This window comes from Enterobacter ludwigii, from assembly GCF_001750725.1.
GTDB classification, from domain to species: Bacteria; Pseudomonadota; Gammaproteobacteria; order Enterobacterales; family Enterobacteriaceae; genus Enterobacter; species Enterobacter ludwigii.
On the sequence record NZ_CP017279.1, the window covers coordinates 1 to 18,259 of the forward strand.

14 protein-coding genes, 4 tRNA genes, 2 rRNA genes and 1 other annotated feature are annotated in these 18,259 nt (G+C 52.2%); of the genes, 14 read left to right on the forward strand and 6 right to left on the reverse strand.

Annotated features, from left to right (window positions below; translation table 11 throughout):
• Nucleotides 1-276 (forward strand) — a sequence feature (16S ribosomal RNA rRNA prediction is too short).
• Nucleotides 277-346: 70 nt separating this feature from the next.
• The 6 genes from BH714_RS00010 (at nt 347) to dkgB (ending at nt 4,901) form a co-directional block, all read left to right on the forward strand.
• A tRNA-Ile gene (locus BH714_RS00010) sits at nt 347-423 on the forward strand.
• 38 nt (nt 424-461) lie between these two features.
• Nucleotides 462-537 (forward strand) — tRNA-Ala (locus tag BH714_RS00015).
• A gap of 180 nt (nt 538-717) precedes the next feature.
• A 23S ribosomal RNA gene (locus BH714_RS00020) occupies nt 718-3,624 on the forward strand.
• Nucleotides 3,625-3,687: 63 nt separating this feature from the next.
• Nucleotides 3,688-3,803: ribosomal RNA gene (gene rrf / locus BH714_RS00025) — 5S ribosomal RNA — on the forward strand.
• Nucleotides 3,804-3,858: 55 nt separating this feature from the next.
• Nucleotides 3,859-3,935 (forward strand) — tRNA-Asp (locus tag BH714_RS00030).
• A 162-nt stretch (nt 3,936-4,097) separates the two neighbouring features.
• A complete protein-coding gene (gene dkgB / locus BH714_RS00035; protein ID WP_032679648.1) occupies nt 4,098-4,901 on the forward strand; it encodes a 2,5-didehydrogluconate reductase DkgB in 804 nt (267 codons plus the stop codon).
• Between the two features lie 31 nt (nt 4,902-4,932).
• Here dkgB and yafC read toward each other — a convergent pair whose 3' ends face one another.
• Nucleotides 4,933-5,838, reverse strand: a complete 906-nt coding sequence (gene yafC / locus BH714_RS00040) for a DNA-binding transcriptional regulator YafC (protein WP_040016721.1) — start codon at nt 5,836-5,838, stop codon at nt 4,933-4,935.
• Nucleotides 5,839-5,942: 104 nt separating this feature from the next.
• Here yafC and BH714_RS00045 point away from each other — a divergent pair, with 104 nt between their 5' ends.
• From BH714_RS00045 to BH714_RS00055, 3 genes are all read left to right on the forward strand, one after another.
• Nucleotides 5,943-7,118 (forward strand): MFS transporter, encoded by a 1,176-nt coding sequence (locus tag BH714_RS00045; protein WP_040016722.1) that lies wholly within the window; start codon nt 5,943-5,945, stop codon nt 7,116-7,118.
• A gap of 136 nt (nt 7,119-7,254) precedes the next feature.
• Complete coding sequence (locus BH714_RS00050; RefSeq protein WP_025205128.1) at nt 7,255-8,055, forward strand: endonuclease/exonuclease/phosphatase family protein; 801 nt, start codon at nt 7,255-7,257, stop codon at nt 8,053-8,055.
• 74 nt (nt 8,056-8,129) lie between these two features.
• Nucleotides 8,130-8,903 carry a class I SAM-dependent methyltransferase gene (locus tag BH714_RS00055; RefSeq protein WP_025205127.1) on the forward strand — a complete coding sequence of 258 codons (774 nt, stop codon included), beginning with the start codon at nt 8,130-8,132 and terminating at the stop codon, nt 8,901-8,903.
• Between the two features lie 52 nt (nt 8,904-8,955).
• Here the strand turns inward: BH714_RS00055 and mltD are convergent, their stop codons facing one another.
• Both mltD and gloB read right to left on the reverse strand, forming a co-directional pair.
• The gene (mltD, locus tag BH714_RS00060; protein ID WP_014168738.1) at nt 8,956-10,320 is read right to left on the reverse strand and encodes a murein transglycosylase D; all 1,365 of its coding nucleotides are present in this window, start codon (nt 10,318-10,320) and stop codon (nt 8,956-8,958) included.
• A gap of 68 nt (nt 10,321-10,388) precedes the next feature.
• The gene (gloB, locus tag BH714_RS00065; protein ID WP_040016724.1) at nt 10,389-11,147 is read right to left on the reverse strand and encodes a hydroxyacylglutathione hydrolase; all 759 of its coding nucleotides are present in this window, start codon (nt 11,145-11,147) and stop codon (nt 10,389-10,391) included.
• Between the two features lie 32 nt (nt 11,148-11,179).
• Here gloB and BH714_RS00070 point away from each other — a divergent pair, with 32 nt between their 5' ends.
• Nucleotides 11,180-11,896 carry a class I SAM-dependent methyltransferase gene (locus tag BH714_RS00070; RefSeq protein WP_032681618.1) on the forward strand — a complete coding sequence of 239 codons (717 nt, stop codon included), beginning with the start codon at nt 11,180-11,182 and terminating at the stop codon, nt 11,894-11,896.
• On the opposite strand, the gene rnhA is transcribed toward BH714_RS00070, so the two are convergent.
• The gene (gene rnhA, locus BH714_RS00075) at nt 11,897-12,364 is read right to left on the reverse strand and encodes a ribonuclease HI (protein WP_014168741.1); all 468 of its coding nucleotides are present in this window, start codon (nt 12,362-12,364) and stop codon (nt 11,897-11,899) included.
• A gap of 64 nt (nt 12,365-12,428) precedes the next feature.
• Between rnhA and dnaQ the strand changes: the two genes are divergently transcribed.
• Together dnaQ and BH714_RS00085 are read left to right on the forward strand one after the other, a co-directional pair.
• On the forward strand, nt 12,429-13,160 hold the full coding sequence (gene dnaQ, locus BH714_RS00080) for a DNA polymerase III subunit epsilon (RefSeq protein WP_032677465.1): 732 nt from the start codon (nt 12,429-12,431) through the stop codon (nt 13,158-13,160).
• 132 nt (nt 13,161-13,292) lie between these two features.
• Nucleotides 13,293-13,369, forward strand: a tRNA-Asp gene (locus tag BH714_RS00085).
• Nucleotides 13,370-13,406: 37 nt separating this feature from the next.
• On the opposite strand, the gene BH714_RS00090 is transcribed toward BH714_RS00085, so the two are convergent.
• Complete coding sequence (locus BH714_RS00090) at nt 13,407-14,339, reverse strand: DMT family transporter (RefSeq protein WP_040016725.1); 933 nt, start codon at nt 14,337-14,339, stop codon at nt 13,407-13,409.
• Nucleotides 14,340-14,440: 101 nt separating this feature from the next.
• On the opposite strand from BH714_RS00090, the gene BH714_RS00095 reads away from it, so the two are divergent.
• Together BH714_RS00095 and BH714_RS00100 are read left to right on the forward strand one after the other, a co-directional pair.
• Nucleotides 14,441-15,349 (forward strand): LysR family transcriptional regulator, encoded by a 909-nt coding sequence (locus tag BH714_RS00095; protein ID WP_040016726.1) that lies wholly within the window; start codon nt 14,441-14,443, stop codon nt 15,347-15,349.
• Between the two features lie 151 nt (nt 15,350-15,500).
• The gene (locus BH714_RS00100; protein ID WP_072040308.1) at nt 15,501-17,447 is read left to right on the forward strand and encodes a TonB-dependent copper receptor; all 1,947 of its coding nucleotides are present in this window, start codon (nt 15,501-15,503) and stop codon (nt 17,445-17,447) included.
• A gap of 78 nt (nt 17,448-17,525) precedes the next feature.
• Here the strand turns inward: BH714_RS00100 and BH714_RS00105 are convergent, their stop codons facing one another.
• The gene (locus BH714_RS00105) at nt 17,526-18,212 is read right to left on the reverse strand and encodes a LuxR C-terminal-related transcriptional regulator (RefSeq protein WP_040016728.1); all 687 of its coding nucleotides are present in this window, start codon (nt 18,210-18,212) and stop codon (nt 17,526-17,528) included.
• Nucleotides 18,213-18,259: the final 47 nt, after the last annotated feature.

The following is an 18,259-nucleotide window of genomic DNA, read 5'->3' on the forward strand; positions in this document are numbered from 1 at the left end:
CGAGAGCAAGCGGACCTCATAAAGTGCGTCGTAGTCCGGATTGGAGTCTGCAACTCGACTCCATGAAGTCGGAATCGCTAGTAATCGTAGATCAGAATGCTACGGTGAATACGTTCCCGGGCCTTGTACACACCGCCCGTCACACCATGGGAGTGGGTTGCAAAAGAAGTAGGTAGCTTAACCTTCGGGAGGGCGCTTACCACTTTGTGATTCATGACTGGGGTGAAGTCGTAACAAGGTAACCGTAGGGGAACCTGCGGTTGGATCACCTCCTTACCTTAAAGAACCTGCCTTTGTAGTGCTCACACAGATTGTCTGATGAAAAACAGCAGTAAAAAACCTCTACAGGCTTGTAGCTCAGGTGGTTAGAGCGCACCCCTGATAAGGGTGAGGTCGGTGGTTCAAGTCCACTCAGGCCTACCAAATCTGTCATGCAGATTTGAAGAGGTTGGTCATACGATGGGGCTATAGCTCAGCTGGGAGAGCGCCTGCTTTGCACGCAGGAGGTCTGCGGTTCGATCCCGCATAGCTCCACCATCTTTTACTGCGAAAACAAGAAAACTTCAGAGTGAACCTGAAAAGGTGCACTGCGAAGTTTTGCTCTTTAAAAATCTGGATCAAGCTGAAAATTGAAACGACACACAGTTAATGTGTGTTCGAGTCTCTCAAATTTTCGCAAACCGGTGATGAATCGAAAGAAACATCTTCGGGTTGTGAGGTTAAGCGACTAAGCGTACACGGTGGATGCCCTGGCAGTCAGAGGCGATGAAGGACGTGCTAATCTGCGAAAAGCGCCGGCGAGGTGATATGAACCTTTGACCCGGCGATGTCCGAATGGGGAAACCCAGTGTGTTCCGACACACTATCGTTAACTGAATACATAGGTTAACGAGGCGAACCGGGGGAACTGAAACATCTAAGTACCCCGAGGAAAAGAAATCAACCGAGATTCCCCCAGTAGCGGCGAGCGAACGGGGAGCAGCCCAGAGTCTGAATCAGCTTGTGTGTTAGTGGAAGCGTCTGGAAAGTCGCACGGTACAGGGTGAAAGTCCCGTACACGAAAGCACACAGGCTGTGAACTCGAAGAGTAGGGCGGGACACGTGGTATCCTGTCTGAATATGGGGGGACCATCCTCCAAGGCTAAATACTCCTGACTGACCGATAGTGAACCAGTACCGTGAGGGAAAGGCGAAAAGAACCCCGGCGAGGGGAGTGAAAAAGAACCTGAAACCGTGTACGTACAAGCAGTGGGAGCCTCTTTTATGGGGTGACTGCGTACCTTTTGTATAATGGGTCAGCGACTTATATTCTGTAGCAAGGTTAACCGTATAGGGGAGCCGAAGGGAAACCGAGTCTTAACTGGGCGTTAAGTTGCAGGGTATAGACCCGAAACCCGGTGATCTAGCCATGGGCAGGTTGAAGGTTGGGTAACACTAACTGGAGGACCGAACCGACTAATGTTGAAAAATTAGCGGATGACTTGTGGCTGGGGGTGAAAGGCCAATCAAACCGGGAGATAGCTGGTTCTCCCCGAAAGCTATTTAGGTAGCGCCTCGTGAACTCATCTTCGGGGGTAGAGCACTGTTTCGGCTAGGGGGCCATCCCGGCTTACCAACCCGATGCAAACTACGAATACCGAAGAATGTTATCACGGGAGACACACGGCGGGTGCTAACGTCCGTCGTGAAGAGGGAAACAACCCAGACCGCCAGCTAAGGTCCCAAAGTCATGGTTAAGTGGGAAACGATGTGGGAAGGCACAGACAGCCAGGATGTTGGCTTAGAAGCAGCCATCATTTAAAGAAAGCGTAATAGCTCACTGGTCGAGTCGGCCTGCGCGGAAGATGTAACGGGGCTAAACCATGCACCGAAGCTGCGGCAGCGACGCTTATGCGTTGTTGGGTAGGGGAGCGTTCTGTAAGCCGTTGAAGGTGTCCTGTGAGGGGTGCTGGAGGTATCAGAAGTGCGAATGCTGACATAAGTAACGATAAAGCGGGTGAAAAGCCCGCTCGCCGGAAGACCAAGGGTTCCTGTCCAACGTTAATCGGGGCAGGGTGAGTCGACCCCTAAGGCGAGGCCGAAAGGCGTAGTCGATGGGAAACAGGTTAATATTCCTGTACTTGGTGTTACTGCGAAGGGGGGACGGAGAAGGCTATGTTAGCCGGGCGACGGTTGTCCCGGTTTAAGCATGTAGGCGGAGGTTCCAGGTAAATCCGGTTCCTTGTTAACGCTGAGGTGTGATGACGAGGCACTACGGTGCTGAAGTAACAAATGCCCTGCTTCCAGGAAAAGCCTCTAAGCATCAGGTAACATCAAATCGTACCCCAAACCGACACAGGTGGTCAGGTAGAGAATACCAAGGCGCTTGAGAGAACTCGGGTGAAGGAACTAGGCAAAATGGTGCCGTAACTTCGGGAGAAGGCACGCTGATATGTAGGTGAAGCCCCTGCGGGTGGAGCTGAAATCAGTCGAAGATACCAGCTGGCTGCAACTGTTTATTAAAAACACAGCACTGTGCAAACACGAAAGTGGACGTATACGGTGTGACGCCTGCCCGGTGCCGGAAGGTTAATTGATGGGGTTAGCGGTAACGCGAAGCTCTTGATCGAAGCCCCGGTAAACGGCGGCCGTAACTATAACGGTCCTAAGGTAGCGAAATTCCTTGTCGGGTAAGTTCCGACCTGCACGAATGGCGTAATGATGGCCAGGCTGTCTCCACCCGAGACTCAGTGAAATTGAACTCGCTGTGAAGATGCAGTGTACCCGCGGCAAGACGGAAAGACCCCGTGAACCTTTACTATAGCTTGACACTGAACACTGGTCCTTGATGTGTAGGATAGGTGGGAGGCTTTGAAGCGTGGACGCCAGTCTGCGTGGAGCCAACCTTGAAATACCACCCTTTAATGGCTGGTGTTCTAACGTAGACCCGTGATCCGGGTTGCGGACAGTGTCTGGTGGGTAGTTTGACTGGGGCGGTCTCCTCCCAAAGAGTAACGGAGGAGCACGAAGGTTAGCTAATCCTGGTCGGACATCAGGAGGTTAGTGCAATGGCATAAGCTAGCTTGACTGCGAGAGTGACGGCTCGAGCAGGTGCGAAAGCAGGTCATAGTGATCCGGTGGTTCTGAATGGAAGGGCCATCGCTCAACGGATAAAAGGTACTCCGGGGATAACAGGCTGATACCGCCCAAGAGTTCATATCGACGGCGGTGTTTGGCACCTCGATGTCGGCTCATCACATCCTGGGGCTGAAGTAGGTCCCAAGGGTATGGCTGTTCGCCATTTAAAGTGGTACGCGAGCTGGGTTTAGAACGTCGTGAGACAGTTCGGTCCCTATCTGCCGTGGGCGCTGGAGAATTGAGGGGGGCTGCTCCTAGTACGAGAGGACCGGAGTGGACGCATCACTGGTGTTCGGGTTGTCATGCCAATGGCACTGCCCGGTAGCTAAATGCGGAAGAGATAAGTGCTGAAAGCATCTAAGCACGAAACTTGCCCCGAGATGAGTTCTCCCTGAGACTTTAAGTCTCCTGAAGGAACGTTGAAGACTACGACGTTGATAGGTCGGGTGTGTAAGCGCAGCGATGCGTTGAGCTAACCGATACTAATGAACCGTGAGGCTTAACCTTACAACGCCGAAGATGTTTTGGCGATGAGAGACGATTTTCAGCTGATACAGATAACAGAATTTGCCTGGCGGCTTTAGCGCGGTGGTCCCACCTGACCCCATGCCGAACTCAGAAGTGAAACGCCGTAGCGCCGATGGTAGTGTGGGGTCTCCCCATGTGAGAGTAGGGAACTGCCAGGCATCAAATTACGTAGTAAGCCGGTGCATAAATCCGGTGGTTACAGCAGTCTTCGGTGGAGCGGTAGTTCAGTCGGTTAGAATACCTGCCTGTCACGCAGGGGGTCGCGGGTTCGAGTCCCGTCCGTTCCGCCACTTATTAAAAGCCCTGAGTTAACGCTCAGGGCTTTTTTCATATCTGTCGTATCATTATTGCCAAATCAGCAAAAATCCTCTGCGTTAAACACTCTTTTTCTGCATAACGGCAGCAGCGATAATCCTCCTCAGTTAACAATCATTATGAATAACGAGGATTACATGACTATCCCTGCACTGGGTCTGGGCACTTTCCGCCTGAAAGACGACGTTGTTATCGCATCTGTTAAAACTGCACTTGAGCTTGGCTATCGCGCAATTGATACGGCGCAGATTTATGATAACGAAGCTGCCGTTGGTCAGGCTATCGAAGAGAGCGGCGTAGCGCGCAGCGAGCTTTTCATCACCACCAAAATCTGGACTGAAAACCTCAGCAAAGACAAATTGATCCCCAGCCTGAAAGAGAGCCTGGAAAAACTGCGTACCGACTATGTGGATCTGACGTTGATCCACTGGCCATCACCGAACGATGCCGTGTCAGTCGAGGAGTTCATGCAGGCATTGCTTGAAGCGAAAGAGCAGGGCTTAACGCGTGAAATAGGTATTTCTAATTTCACCATCCCGCTGATGGAAAAAGCCATTGCCGCCGTGGGGGCAGAAAACATTGCAACCAATCAGATTGAACTCTCTCCCTACCTGCAAAACCGCAAAGTCGTGGACTGGGCAAAACAGCACGGCATCCACATCACCTCATATATGACCCTGGCCTACGGTAAAGCACTGAAAGATGACGTGATTAATCGTATCGCAGAGAAACATAGCGCAACGGCTGCACAGGTGATTCTGGCATGGGCGATGGGTGAAGGTTACGCCGTGATCCCCTCTTCAACCCGACGTGAAAACCTGGCCAGCAACCTGTTAGCGAGGGATCTCCAGCTGGACGACGAAGACAAAAAAGCGATCGCTGCCCTGGAATGCAACGATCGTCTGGTCAGCCCTGAAGGTTTGGCACCTGACTGGGATTAATATTGACCCTTTCCTCTGTAGCCTGAAACCCTCACACAGCTCCCCCGGGAGCTGTTTTTATATGTTCGCTCAGGAAATCGATAAAGGCGCGTATGCGCGTACTTACCGCTCTGTCACTGTAATAAACTGCACTAAAAGGCATCTCCACAGGCAGACGTTTATCTGCCATCAGCTCTACAAGCTCACCGCGTGCAATTTCTTTATCAATCATATAGTCCGACAAACAGGCGATCCCATTCCCTTCGAGGCAAAGCTGCTTCAGCGTTTCTCCACTGTTGGACGATAACCCACTGGTGATTTCATGCAGTTGACCATCATGACAGGCCACAGGCCAGGTGTTCAGCGATACGGGCTCCGTGAAGCCCAGGCACAGGTGCTGATTCAGCTTTTCAACCGTCTCTGGTTTGCCATGCTCTGCGATGTATTGCGGTGATGCGACTATCTTGCGGTAGCTGGCAAAAAGAGGGCGGGCCCGCAAGCTCGAGTCGGTCAGCGTGCCGGCCCGGATCGCCACATCCACTTTCCGCTCGATGAGATTGATAAACGTCTCTGAGGAAACTAACGAGAGCGTCATCTCCGGATAGCGTTCGCGGAAAGGCTTGATCAGCGGCATCAGAAAATGAAGAACAACTGGTGTTGCCGCATCAATGCGCAGCAATCCGCGCGGCGTACTACGGGTTTCCATAATCTCTGTTTCTGCCGCCGCCATCTCCTGCAGGACGGACTGCACACGGCGGAAGTAACGCTCGCCTTCCTCCGTCAGGCTCAGCTGACGCGTCGTTCGGTTGAGAAGACTGACGCCGAGCTTCATCTCCAGTTTTTTCACCGAGCGGCTGATGGCTGAATTAGCCTGCCCCAGCTGCTCGGCCGCACGGCTAAAACTGCCGCTTTCGACGACGGCGACAAAAATTGTCAGCTCTTCCGACGTTGCTTTCATTGTTGCACCACCTGCAAAATTCTATTGATATTTTGACCATTTTTGTTATTTAAGCACTGGCGCATACTGCCTGTCATCTTAATCCTGATGATATGGAGTTATTTATGCCACTGGCGCTACTTGCCCTGACGATCAGTGCCTTTGCAATTGGCACGACCGAATTTGTTATCGTAGGACTGGTGCCTACGATAGCTAACCAGCTTTCAATCTCGCTGCCCTCTGCCGGCCTGTTGGTTTCTATCTATGCGCTCGGGGTTGCCATCGGCGCCCCCGTCCTGACCGCGTTGACGGGACGTTTCCCGCGTAAGCCGCTGTTGGTTGCGCTGATGGTGTTATTCACCGCTGGCAATATTCTGGCCTGGCAGGCGCCGGACTACACCACGCTGGTGATTGCCCGGCTGCTGACCGGTCTCGCTCACGGTGTGTTCTTCTCCATTGGTTCAACTATTGCAACCAGCCTGGTACCAAAAGAGAAAGCAGCATCCGCCATCGCGATTATGTTCGGTGGTCTGACTGTAGCTCTTGTCACGGGTGTACCGTTAGGAACGTTTATCGGACAGCACTTTGGCTGGCGCGAAACCTTCCTTGCCGTCTCTTTACTGGGGGTGATTGCCCTGGTTGCCAGCCTGCTGTTGGTACCGTCGACTATTGCAGGACGTGCGAGTGCCAGCCTGAGCGATCAGCTGAAGGTACTCACGCATCCGCGTTTGCTGATCATCTACGCCGTCACAGCGCTCGGCTATGGAGGGGTATTCACGGCTTTCACCTTCCTGGCTCCGATGATGCAGGACCTGGCAGGCTTCTCACCCAGTGCAGTGAGCTGGATTTTGCTGGGGTATGGTATCTCCGTCGCCATCGGTAATATCTGGGGAGGGAAGCTTGCGGACAAACATGGTGCAGTGCCGGCCCTGAAGTTTATCTTCGTAGCACTGGTTGTTCTGCTGATGATTTTCCAGTTCACGGCATCGATGCAATACGCCGCGCTGATAACGGTAATGGTGATGGGGATCTTCGCCTTTGGTAACGTGCCAGGCCTGCAGGTTTACGTGGTACAAAAAGCCGAACTTTATACACCCAACGCGGTAGATGTCTCATCGGGCCTGAATATTGCCGCGTTCAATATTGGGATTGCGCTGGGTTCCATCATTGGTGGGCAAACCGTTGAACATTTCGGATTAACCCAAACGCCATGGATTGGTGCGGTGATTGTTCTGGTCGCTTTCCTGCTGATTAGCCTGAGTGGACGCCTTGATAAACCCGCTCGTGTAGTGCTGGGATAACATCAGTAAGTGCTTGCTTACAAAACTGGAAAGCGGTTTATCTGAAATTGCGTTGAAAGTGTAACCTAAAGTCCCTATAACATTAGAACCAGTCCGTTTTCCGGGCTGGTTCATGTTACAGAGGCCGTTTCCAAAAGTGCGAAAAAATACTTATGCCATGCGTTATGTTGCCGGAATGCCCGCGGAGAGGATCTTGCCTCCGGGGTCGTTTGCGAGCATAAGTCAGGCATTACCTGCCGGGACACCCTTAAGCAGCGATGAAAAAATCCGGGTGCTGGTGTGGAACATCTTTAAACAACAGCGCGCTGAGTGGTTATCGGTACTCAAGAATTTTGGGAAAGACGCCCATCTGGTGCTGTTGCAGGAGGCGCAAACCACCCCCGAGCTGGTAAGGTTTGCTACGACTCACTACCTTGCTGCTGACCAGGTCCCCGCGTTTGTCTTGCCGCAACATCCTTCTGGCGTGATGACTCTCTCTTCGGCTCATCCGGTCTATTGCTGCCCGCTGCGCGAACGCGAGCCGATTCTGCGTCTGGCGAAATCGGCGCTGGTAACGGTCTACCCACTGCCGGACACGCGCATGCTGATGGTTGTGAATATCCACGCGGTCAACTTCAGCCTGGGCGTGGATGTATATAGTAAGCAGTTACTTCCGATCGGTGATCAGATCGCCCATCACAGCGGGCCCATCATTATGGCCGGGGATTTTAATGCCTGGAGCCGTCCACGCATGAATGCGCTGTATCGCTTTGCACGCGAAATGTCGCTGCGTGAAGTTCGTTTTAGCGATGACCAGCGCAAGAAAGCGTTTGGCCGTCCTCTCGATTTTGTCTTCTATCGTGGTCTGAACGTTCACGACGCCTCTGTTCTGGTGACGCGTGCCTCCGATCACAATCCTCTACTCGTTGAATTTAGTCCCGGCAAACCTGATAAATAATGGTATGTCAGGTCTGCCGTGGGGCAGGCCATTCGGGTGCTGCCCTTTATTTTAAACAACAAAAGGACAGTACGATGACAACAACACACTCCCATCATGACAACGTAGAAAAACAGTTTGGCTCCCAGGCAAATGCTTATCTGAGCAGTGCCGTGCACGCGTCTGGCCGTGATCTGGTCCGTCTCGGTGAACGCCTGGCGGCAGTGCCGCACGCGCACGTTCTGGACTTAGGCTGTGGTGCCGGGCATGCCAGCTTCACGGCAGCACAGCAGGTGGCGCAGGTCACGGCCTATGATTTATCCAGTCAGATGCTGGAGGTGGTTGCAGAGGCCGCAAAAGCCAAAGGGCTGAACAACATCGCAACGCGCCAGGGCTATGCCGAATCCTTACCCTTTGAAGATGCCTCGTTTGAAGTTGTTATCAGCCGTTATTCTGCGCATCACTGGCATGATGTCGGCCAGGCATTACGTGAAGTTAAACGCGTTCTGAAGCCGGGCGGGGTCTTTATCATTATGGATGTGATGTCGCCGGGACATCCGGTGCGTAATATCTGGCTGCAAACGGTTGAAGCGCTGCGCGACACCTCGCATGTGCAAAACTACTCCAGCGGGGAGTGGTTAGCGCTGATTACTGAAGCGGGGCTGATCACACGTGCATTGATAACGGACCGCTTGCCGCTGGAGTTCAGCTCGTGGATTGCCCGTATGCGCACGCCGGAAGCGTTAAGCCAGGCCATTCGGTTGTATCAGGATAGCGCGTCGGCGGAAGTGAAGGCGTACTTTGAATTGCAGGATGATGGATCATTCACCAGCGATACCATCATGGCTGAAGCGCAAAAAGCAGCGTAAAGAAAAAAGGCACCGAGGGGAATCGGTGCCTTTTTATCGTTAGGTCGTGTCATCAGGAGTCTGGCGTGGCGCTGTTTTTCACAAACAACGTTAGCTGGTCGCCTGGTTTCAGATTGTCAGTATCATTGTTCCAGCGCATCACATCCTTGATATTTACGCCGTGTCGTTTTGCGATACTGGACAGTGAATCACCTTTACGCACACGATAGGTAATGCTATCGCTGTTGCTGGCGAGACGCTGTGCACTGTTACCTGCACCCACCGTCAGAGTCTGACCCACTTTCAGGCCTGAGCTGCGCAGATTATTCCACTGCTGAAGATCGTTTGCCGTCACGCCAAGACGTGAGGCAATGCCCGAAAGCGTATCACCTGACCGAACCTTATAGCTGCGGCTGTTCACGGATGATGCATCCGCGATCAGTGTTGACTGAACAGCGGCAATTTCACCCGATGCTAAAGACTCACGTAACTGCTCAGCATGTTTCTGCGGAACCATTACATACTGCGGACCACTGGCCCCCAGCGTTGAGCCTTTAACGCCAGCATTAAAGGTTTTCAGTTTACTTACCGACATACCCGTCATATCAGCAACCTGTTGAATATCAACCGGATTGCTGAGGCGAACACGCGCCAGTGCACGACTTTCGTCTGGTGTTGGCAGTTGTACACCGTAACGCTTGCTGTTCTTGAGAATATCACTCAATGCCAGCATTTTCGGTACGTAAATCTTCGTTTCCTGTGGCAGTGAGAGCGACCAAAAATCGGTGGATTTACCCCGTGCTTTATTCGCTTTCATTGCCTTCAGTACACGACCTTCGCCACTGTTATACGCTGCGACCGTTAACAGCCAGTCGCCGTCGAACATCTTATTAAGACGTTCCATCATGTCGAGAGCGGCTGTCGTTGAAGCGACAACATCACGACGCGCATCATAGTTGCGGGTCTGTTTCAAACCATAGTTTCGCCCGGTGCTCGGAATGATCTGCCAAATGCCTGCGGCATTGGCGCCAGACGTCGCGTGTGGGTCAAAAGCGCTCTCCACTATGGGTAGGAGTACCAGCTCCATCGGCATGTTACGTTTCTTAACTTGCCCGGCTATCCAGTACATATACGGCTCTGCCCGTAAAGTTACATCGTGGAGATAGCTCTTATTTCTTAAATACTTTTGCTTCTGTTCGCGAATCCGGTTGTTTTCCGGAATTCCCATCTTTAGCTCGTCGCCAATAGAGGTCCACAAGTCTTCATCCTGTGCGAAAGACGTCCCATCGTCCATCCATCGCGCTGAACTTGTAAACTTCCCTGCTTCCCCTTGACCAGCTGCAGAAAGGCTCTGTGCGTGCTGTTGTACGTTGCTGCCGTTCTGCGACTGGCAACCTACAAGCAGGACAGAGGCGAGTAATATCGCTTTTGCCTTCATGTGTGTGTCAATAGTTGCTTAAAAGACGAGCGATGATAACGGCGAAATTTTGAAAAGGCAACCCGCAATTATCTGAAGTTATCTTTCTTTGACCTTAACCATGCAAATCGTTGTTCTGGTTGTGACAAATTTGTTTCTTTGTTAATTTCATCAATTAAATCAATATCATCTGTTCGTAAAAATAAATTAGTTTTACGCTCATTTTTCAGAATTACGGGGAGTGTTTTTTGGTTTTTTGCACGTAACTCCTTCACTTTGTGATAATAATCTTGAATCGCCCGATCCTCTGGCAAGATGCTCGCCGCAAACTTCATATTTCCTAATGTATACTCATGTGCGCAACAAATAAGGGTATCGTCAGGTAATGCGCTAATCTTCTGTAATGACTGGTACATCTGGGCTGGGGTGCCCTCAAAAAGTCTTCCACAGCCGCCGGAGAACAGCGTGTCGCCGCAAAAAAGATAAGGTTTGCTGTAGAAACAAAGATGTCCCAAAGTGTGACCTGGTGTAGCAAATACAGAAAACTCCCACTCGCGTATGAGGATATTTTCACCTTCTTCGACTACCTGCGTTGTTCCCTTATCTTGTGTCTCTGCCGGTCCGTAAACCACCAGATGCGGGAATTGGGCACGAAGGTAAGCAACGCCGCCGGTGTGATCGTTATGATGATGGGTCAGAAGGATGGCCTCTGGTTGCCAGCCGTTCTCTTTTATCGCATCTGATACAGGAGCCGATTCTCCAGGATCGACAATGACGCACCGACGCTCGTCATCGACTAAAACCCAGATGTAATTGTCCTGAAAGGCGGAAATACTGATAAGATTCATAAATTACCTCTTATAGCGTGGTGGGTGTGTTGATGAAACCGGCAAGGATACCTCAGATTGTCCCGGCACCTGAACGTTGGGCCGAATTGCCCTGGGGTGAATACTATCGCGAGAACCTGGAACAGCAGCTTAAACCCTGGCTCGCGAAAATGTATGGTTTTCACTTGCTTAAGATTGGCAATCTCAGCGCGGAAATCAATACCGAAAGCTGCGCTATCTCACATCAGGTTAATGTCTCTCTTGGCGCATCGCCGGTTCAGGTGAAAGCGGATCCTTTACATCTGCCGTTTGCGGAAAAGTCCGTTGATGCCTGCCTGCTGACACACACGTTGCCCTGGTGCAGCGATCCTCATCGCCTGCTGCGCGAGGCCGACCGCGTCCTGATTGATGATGGCTGGCTGATACTCAGCGGGTTCAATCCGCTGAGTCTGATGGGGCTGCGCAAGCTGGTTCCGGTGCTTCGCCGGACACCGCCGTATAACAGCAGGATGTTCACGATGATGCGCCAGCTTGACTGGCTTTCACTGCTGAATTTTGAGGTGCTCTGCTCGGGCGGTTTTCAGGTACTTCCCTGGGCGCGGCAGGGGGGCGTTGTTCTGAGCACCCATCTGCCGGCATTAGGCTGCATGCAGTTTATTGTCGCGCGTAAGCGAACCATCCCCCTTACGCTTAATCCGATGAAGCAGAGTAAATCGAAATCGCCCATTCGCCAGACCGTGGGCGCCACGCGACAGTACAGAAAACCCTGATCAGGATTCGGGCTGATAGCCTGTGTCTTCATGAGCGGGGTTGGATGCTGCTGCCCGTGCCAGTTCGTCACATCGTTCGTTTTCGGGGTGGCCTGCGTGACCTTTAACCCATTCCCATTTAATCTCGTGCTGGCCCAGCGCAGCATCAAGACGTTTCCAGAGATCGACGTTTTTGACCGGCTTTTTATCTGCCGTTTTCCAGCCGCGTTTTTTCCAGTTGTGGATCCACTGGGTGATCCCCTGGCGTACGTACTGACTGTCAGTGCTCAACACCACATCGCAGTGTTCTTTTAGCGCTTCCAGCGCCACAATGGCGGCCATCAACTCCATGCGGTTGTTGGTGGTCAGAAAATAGCCTTCGCTAAAAGTTTTTTCATGCTCACGATAGCGCATAATCGCGCCATAACCGCCAGGCCCTGGGTTGCCGAGGCAAGATCCATCGGTGAAAATTTCTACCTGTTTACGCATCTCTGGTAGACTTCCTGTATTTGAAACGTTCAGTTAAACGATAAGTCTGACATAAATGACCGCTATGAGCACTGCAATTACTCGCCAGATTGTCCTCGATACCGAAACCACCGGTATGAACCAGATCGGCGCGCACTACGAAGGGCACAAGATCATCGAGATCGGTGCCGTTGAAGTGGTGAACCGTCGTCTTACGGGGAACAACTTCCATGTCTACCTCAAACCCGACCGACTGGTGGACCCAGAAGCGTTCGGCGTGCACGGTATCGCCGATGAGTTCTTGCTGGATAAACCGACCTTCGCGGAAGTGGCAGATGAGTTTCTGGAATATATCAAAGGCGCCGAGCTTATCATTCACAACGCGTCGTTCGATATCGGCTTTATGGACTATGAGTTCAGTAAGCTCCATCGTGATATTCCGAAAACGAACACGTTCTGTAAGGTGACCGATAGCCTGGCGCTGGCGAGGAAAATGTTTCCTGGCAAGCGTAACAGCCTGGATGCGCTCTGTTCTCGCTATGAAATAGATAACACCAAGCGAACGCTGCACGGCGCATTGCTCGATGCCCAGATCCTGGCGGATGTCTACCTGGCGATGACCGGTGGTCAGACGTCCATGAAGTTCAGCATGGAAAATGAATCCCAGCAGACGCAGGGGGAAGCGGGGATTCAACGTGTTGTTCGCCAGGCCAGTCGTTTGCGGGTGGTTTTAGCCAGTGATGAAGAGTTACTTAACCATGAATCCCGTCTTGATTTAGTGCAGAAGAAAGGCGGAAGCTGCATGTGGCGGGCCTGAAAAAGGGCCAGAATGCCTGTAAAATCATCGTTTGGGTGAATTTTGCAGCAAACGATTCAAAACGTGAGAAAAAGCGTTGACGAGTCCGGAGGCAAACCGTAATATGCGCCTCGTTCCCCCAGCGGGAACAGTGGAGCGGTAGTTCAGTCGGTTAGAATACCTGCCTGTCACGCAGGGGGTCGCGGGTTCGAGTCCCGTCCGTTCCGCCACTATTCAGGCCCACGTTATTTATAACGTGGGCCTTTTTCATATCTGTATCTTTCCGTCTGCGCGTTCGTCCTTCATATCTTTGCTTTGTGAGGCGCGAGAACAGAGCGCAATGCCACACAGAATCAATACCGTACTGATCAGATGATACGAATGCAACGTAACGTGCAGGAACATCACGCTGAATAAACCGCCGCTCAGCGGAATGAGGTGGGAATAAATCTCCCCGCGGGTTGCTCCGATAGCCGCAATGCCTTTATTCCACAGCAGGTAAGAGAGCCAGGAAGGAAACACCACCAGGTATAGCAGGCCGCTCAAAAAGCCCGGAGCGGTATAGGCTCTCCAGTCAGGTAAGCCGGTATTCATTACCGATATCGCCAGTACCGGTAGTAGCACCAGTGTGCCGAAAACTGCGCTTACCGCGACAAAGGCATTTCCCCCCACGTTACGCGGTTTCATCCGCAAGAAGGCACAATAAACCGCCCAGCTGGCGGCAGAACCCATGGTCCAGATATCGCCGCGATTCAGGTTCTTAAGCGTATCCAGATGCAGAAGATCGCCCTGCATTACCAGCCAGACGACGCCCAGCGAACTGAGAACCACCCCGACAATATTCTGTGTCGATATTTTTTCTTTAAATACGAGCTTATTTATCAATAAAACCAGCGCCGGTGTCGTTGATAAATAAATAGCCGCGTTAAGTGATGAGGTATATTGCAAGCCGATATACAGCGTGAGTGGGAACAGAACCTGGCCGCACAGCGCAAGAAAAATAATCGTGCCGCTCGCCTTTATCATCATCGGCCACTGGGCGCGAATTTGTCTTATATAAAGCAAAGATAAGAGAAGGGCCGTAAATATCCAGCGTGCGGCGGATAATATAATCGGGTCAGCATGTGCCACCAGTATATGACCGACAACATAATTCCCGCCCCAAAAACAGGCCGCGAGACTGAGCAAAAAATAGGGCATGAATACTCCTGATAATAAGCGTTTTGTCTGCGGTAAGAGTACTGCCGGGGTGGAATTAAATGCTAATATAATATTTTCATCTCACAGTATCGGCTGAAACTATGAAGTTTACTCTCAGGCAACTTGAGTTCTACATTGCGTTAGCGGAAACATTACAAATTTCCAAAGCGGCCAGCCGTTGTCATATTTCGCAATCCTCCATGACGGTTTCCATGCGTAATCTGGAAGACGCAGTTAATGCCCCTCTCTTTATCCGCCATGCAAAGGGAATTCAGTTAACTCCAGTCGGTGAGCGATTTTTGAACCATGCCCGCAAGATCCTTCACGATAGCCACGTGGCAGTGGAGGATCTCCATCAGCAGCCTGAGGCGATTAACGGCATCGTGCGTATTGGTATTGCCGAAACCCTTTCCGCTTATCTGTTGCCGGATCTCTGGGGTGATATCGCACAGCGTTTTCCGCTGCTGGGGACGGTGTTTCATGAAGCTCCTGCATCGCAACTGCTTCAGGCTCTGCGTCAGGGAGAGCTCGATTTTTGTCTTCTGCTGACCTCTAACATTAGCCACGATAGTACGCTTGAGGTCGAAACGTGGATCCGTTCGCCGCGCCGGTTATGGACCTCCATTGGTCACCCTCTCCTCAGCGGGCCGGAGCTTCGACTAAAAGAGGTGGAGAAGGAACCGTTTTTATTGCTGGTAACAGATGACTATCCCGATGTGATAGCCGACTACTGGCAAAGCCGGGGTTGTCAGCCTGACATTCATTTTCGCACCAACTCCTTTGAAGCGATTCGAAGTCTGGTCGCGCAGGGAAAGGGCGTTACGATCCTTTCCGATCTGGTCTATCGCCCATGGGCACTCAATGGTCAGCGCGTGATCCGACGAACTATAGATGATTGCATTACCTATATGGATGTGGGCATCGTCAAAAATGTTGGACTACCGCTCTCAGCGGCCTGTTTGAGGTTGATGGATTTTTTGCGACAGCAAACGGCGCGCCTGGGCGAATAACTCTGAATGACGCGCCTGAGATTTCCGTTGTCCGCCAGATATTTCCTGATCTCCCTGAAGGTATTCTTGCCCGCAGGTCGTGTATTCCGTTGCCGGGGAGGATGACAATAAGCGCCTTGCTTATTTATCTTTATCGAAACGGAATTGTGTTATGTCTGGTATCACCGCGAGCGATATTCGCTCCCTGATAACCTCCCGTCCATTGTTGTTAGTCCTCAGTTGTGCGGCCGCTTTGCCGACCTACGCTGAAGAGTCGATAACCGTTGAGGGGCATTATCGCGATCCCGCGTCATTTATCGCCCCAGCTCATACCCCAGAGCAACAATTGCCAGCCAGCGATGGCGCGGACGCACTAAAAAACATACCGGGTTTTTCTATACTACGCAGCGGCGGGAGTAACGGCGATCCGGTATTGCGTGGGATGTTCGGCTCCCGCCTGACGTTGCTTACGGATGGCGTCAGCACCCAGGGGGGGTGCGGCTCGCGCATGGATAGCCCAACGGCCTATATTACCCCGCAAAGTTACGACACGATAACCCTCATTAAAGGCCCACAAAGTGTGATTTGGGGGCCTATGGGGTCCGCCGGAACGCTGCTTTTTGAACGCCAGCCGGACTATTTCAGCGCGCCAGATCTCAAAGGAAGCGCAGAGTTGCTGCAAGGCGCTAACGGACGCGCGGATCAAAACCTTAATCTCGCATTTGGCAACCCGCATGGCTATGTCCGTCTTGACGGTAATCATTCGATCGCGGATGACTACCAGGATGGTCACGGCAATCGCGTACCGGGGCTGTGGCGCAAATGGAATAGTGGCGTCACGGTAGGGCTGACGCCTGATGATGACACACTGGCAGAGCTAAGCGTGGGGGCCAGCGACGGAAAAGCCCGCTACGTCGGGCGGATGATGGATGGCAGCCGCTTTGCCCATAAAAGCGCGGCGCTCAAACTGGAAAAACACCACTTGAGCGAGCATGTCAGCAAGATCAGTTGGCAGCTCTATACCGATGATACTGACCACATCATGGATAACTACAGCCTGCGTCAGCCCGTAGGACCTAAGCGTAAATCTGAAGTTGGTGGCGTGGTCACGGGTAGCCGGTTGAGCGGCGTGTGGGAGGATGAGACCACTACGCTTACCGCCGGAGCAGACGTGATGCGCAAAAGCCACCGTAAAAAAAGTGCCGGAACGTGGCGTGACGATGCCCGTTTTACCCAGGCGGGTGTGTTTAGTGAATGGCACCAGTCCGTCACGGCGGACGACACGATCATCGTGGGGGCGAGAATAGATAGCTTCCGCGCGGACGACAGGCGTAGCGCACAGAATGCCTCTCGACACAGCCTCCTACCGGGCGTGTTTACCCGCTATGAGTATCGCGTGCCAGATGCTCCCGTCATGTTTTATAGCGGCATAGGCTATACCGAACGTTTTCCTGACTACTGGGAGCTTTTTTCCGGTAAGGCCGGACAGCAAAGTTTTCGTAAGTTGAAAACAGAAAAGACCCTGCAGTGGGATAGCGGCGTGCAGTTACACGGCGATAAGGTCAGCGCCTGGGCTTCGGCCTATGTCGGGCGGACTGCCGATTACATTTTGTTTGATTATAGCCGCACACCGTCGCAGGCCAGCAATATCAATGCCGCCGTAATGGGCGCGGAGACGGGCGCAAACTGGAGCCTGATGCCGAACTGGGCACTGACGGGGAGCCTGAGCTACGCCTGGGGCGAGGATCGTACCGATAAACAGCCGCTGCCACAGATGCCACCGCTGGAGGGGCGACTGGCGCTAGACTATACCGGGCAAAAATGGCGCACGGGATTACTGTGGCGTGTGGTTGCGCCTCAGCATCGTGTGGCGCAAAACAAAGGTAACGTCACCGGCCAGGACCTCGGCCCGAGCGCAGGATTTGGCGTGCTTTCATGGAGTGCTGGCTACACATTTAACGACCATTTTGAATCCCGCGTGGGAATCGAGAATCTGTTCAATAAATACTACAGCGAGCACCTCAATCTGGCAGGTGCCAGCCAGTTCGGCTACGCGGCAAATCAGCAAATTCCTGAGCCGGGCCGTATCTGGTGGTTAGCCATGACATACCATTTCTGAGTCTGAGTTTAATTGCAGAGAGCGACAGTTGAGGCGTTCGTTGACCTCTACCGCCTGTTTACAGGCGGTTTTTTTATCTTAGATAGCAATATCGAACATCTGCGTTTTGGCGAGCAGGCAATAGAGCTGACAGTCGCTATTTACCCCCAGTTTTTCCATCGCGCGCAATTTATGGGCGCTGACGGTTTTATTACTCAAATGCAGCTGTCTGGCGATTTCTGTCAGGCTCATTCCTTTGCAGAGCATGCGTAACACATCAATTTCACGGGGCGAAAGCTCTTGCCTCGTTTGCCCGCCAGTCTGGAACAGGGAGTGCATTAGCTCGCGCTCAATATAGACTTCTCCATTGATTACCGACGCAAGCGTTCTGCTCAGGGTTTTCTCACAGGTATCCCGGCTGATATAGGCTTTGGCTCCTGCCTCCAGAGACATACGGATAAGTTGTGTGTTTTTATAGGGCGAAAGCACAATGATTTTAAGTTGTGGATATTTACGACTGAGCCATTTAATCAACAATACGCCGTCCATACCGTTGAGCGGATTAATGGTTTGGCTGGTGGCCAGAGAAAAGCCAAGAAACAGAATGTCGACAGGATATTGAGCTAGCAATGACAGCAGTTCAGACGGCGACGCCGTATCGCCCTGAATACAAAATTCCGGGCGGGGGGAACCGTCGCTGGAAAGAGACGGCATATTAGTGATCATGGATAAGACGCCACGACGAATAATGGTATGCTCATCGGCAATAGCGATACGAACTTTCATGGTTTCTCCTTCGAAAATGAGGGCGCCGGTAGGGATAACGTCGCCGG

What these genes read in the sequence shown, in the direction of transcription:
- dnaQ (WP_032677465.1), top strand. Translation starts at nt 12,429, where the DNA reads ATGAGCACTGCAATTACTCGCCAGATTGTCCTCGATACCGAAACCACC.
- BH714_RS00070 (WP_032681618.1), top strand. Translation starts at nt 11,180, where the DNA reads ATGAAACCGGCAAGGATACCTCAGATTGTCCCGGCACCTGAACGTTGG.
- BH714_RS00095 (WP_040016726.1), top strand. Translation starts at nt 14,441, where the DNA reads ATGAAGTTTACTCTCAGGCAACTTGAGTTCTACATTGCGTTAGCGGAA.
- mltD (WP_014168738.1), bottom strand. Translation starts at nt 10,320, where the DNA reads ATGAAGGCAAAAGCGATATTACTCGCCTCTGTCCTGCTTGTAGGTTGC.
- BH714_RS00055 (WP_025205127.1), top strand. Translation starts at nt 8,130, where the DNA reads ATGACAACAACACACTCCCATCATGACAACGTAGAAAAACAGTTTGGC.
- gloB (WP_040016724.1), bottom strand. Translation starts at nt 11,147, where the DNA reads ATGAATCTTATCAGTATTTCCGCCTTTCAGGACAATTACATCTGGGTT.
- yafC (WP_040016721.1), bottom strand. Translation starts at nt 5,838, where the DNA reads ATGAAAGCAACGTCGGAAGAGCTGACAATTTTTGTCGCCGTCGTCGAA.
- BH714_RS00045 (WP_040016722.1), top strand. Translation starts at nt 5,943, where the DNA reads ATGCCACTGGCGCTACTTGCCCTGACGATCAGTGCCTTTGCAATTGGC.
- rnhA (WP_014168741.1), bottom strand. Translation starts at nt 12,364, where the DNA reads ATGCGTAAACAGGTAGAAATTTTCACCGATGGATCTTGCCTCGGCAAC.
- dkgB (WP_032679648.1), top strand. Translation starts at nt 4,098, where the DNA reads ATGACTATCCCTGCACTGGGTCTGGGCACTTTCCGCCTGAAAGACGAC.
- BH714_RS00100 (WP_072040308.1), top strand. Translation starts at nt 15,501, where the DNA reads ATGTCTGGTATCACCGCGAGCGATATTCGCTCCCTGATAACCTCCCGT.
- BH714_RS00105 (WP_040016728.1), bottom strand. Translation starts at nt 18,212, where the DNA reads ATGAAAGTTCGTATCGCTATTGCCGATGAGCATACCATTATTCGTCGT.
- BH714_RS00090 (WP_040016725.1), bottom strand. Translation starts at nt 14,339, where the DNA reads ATGCCCTATTTTTTGCTCAGTCTCGCGGCCTGTTTTTGGGGCGGGAAT.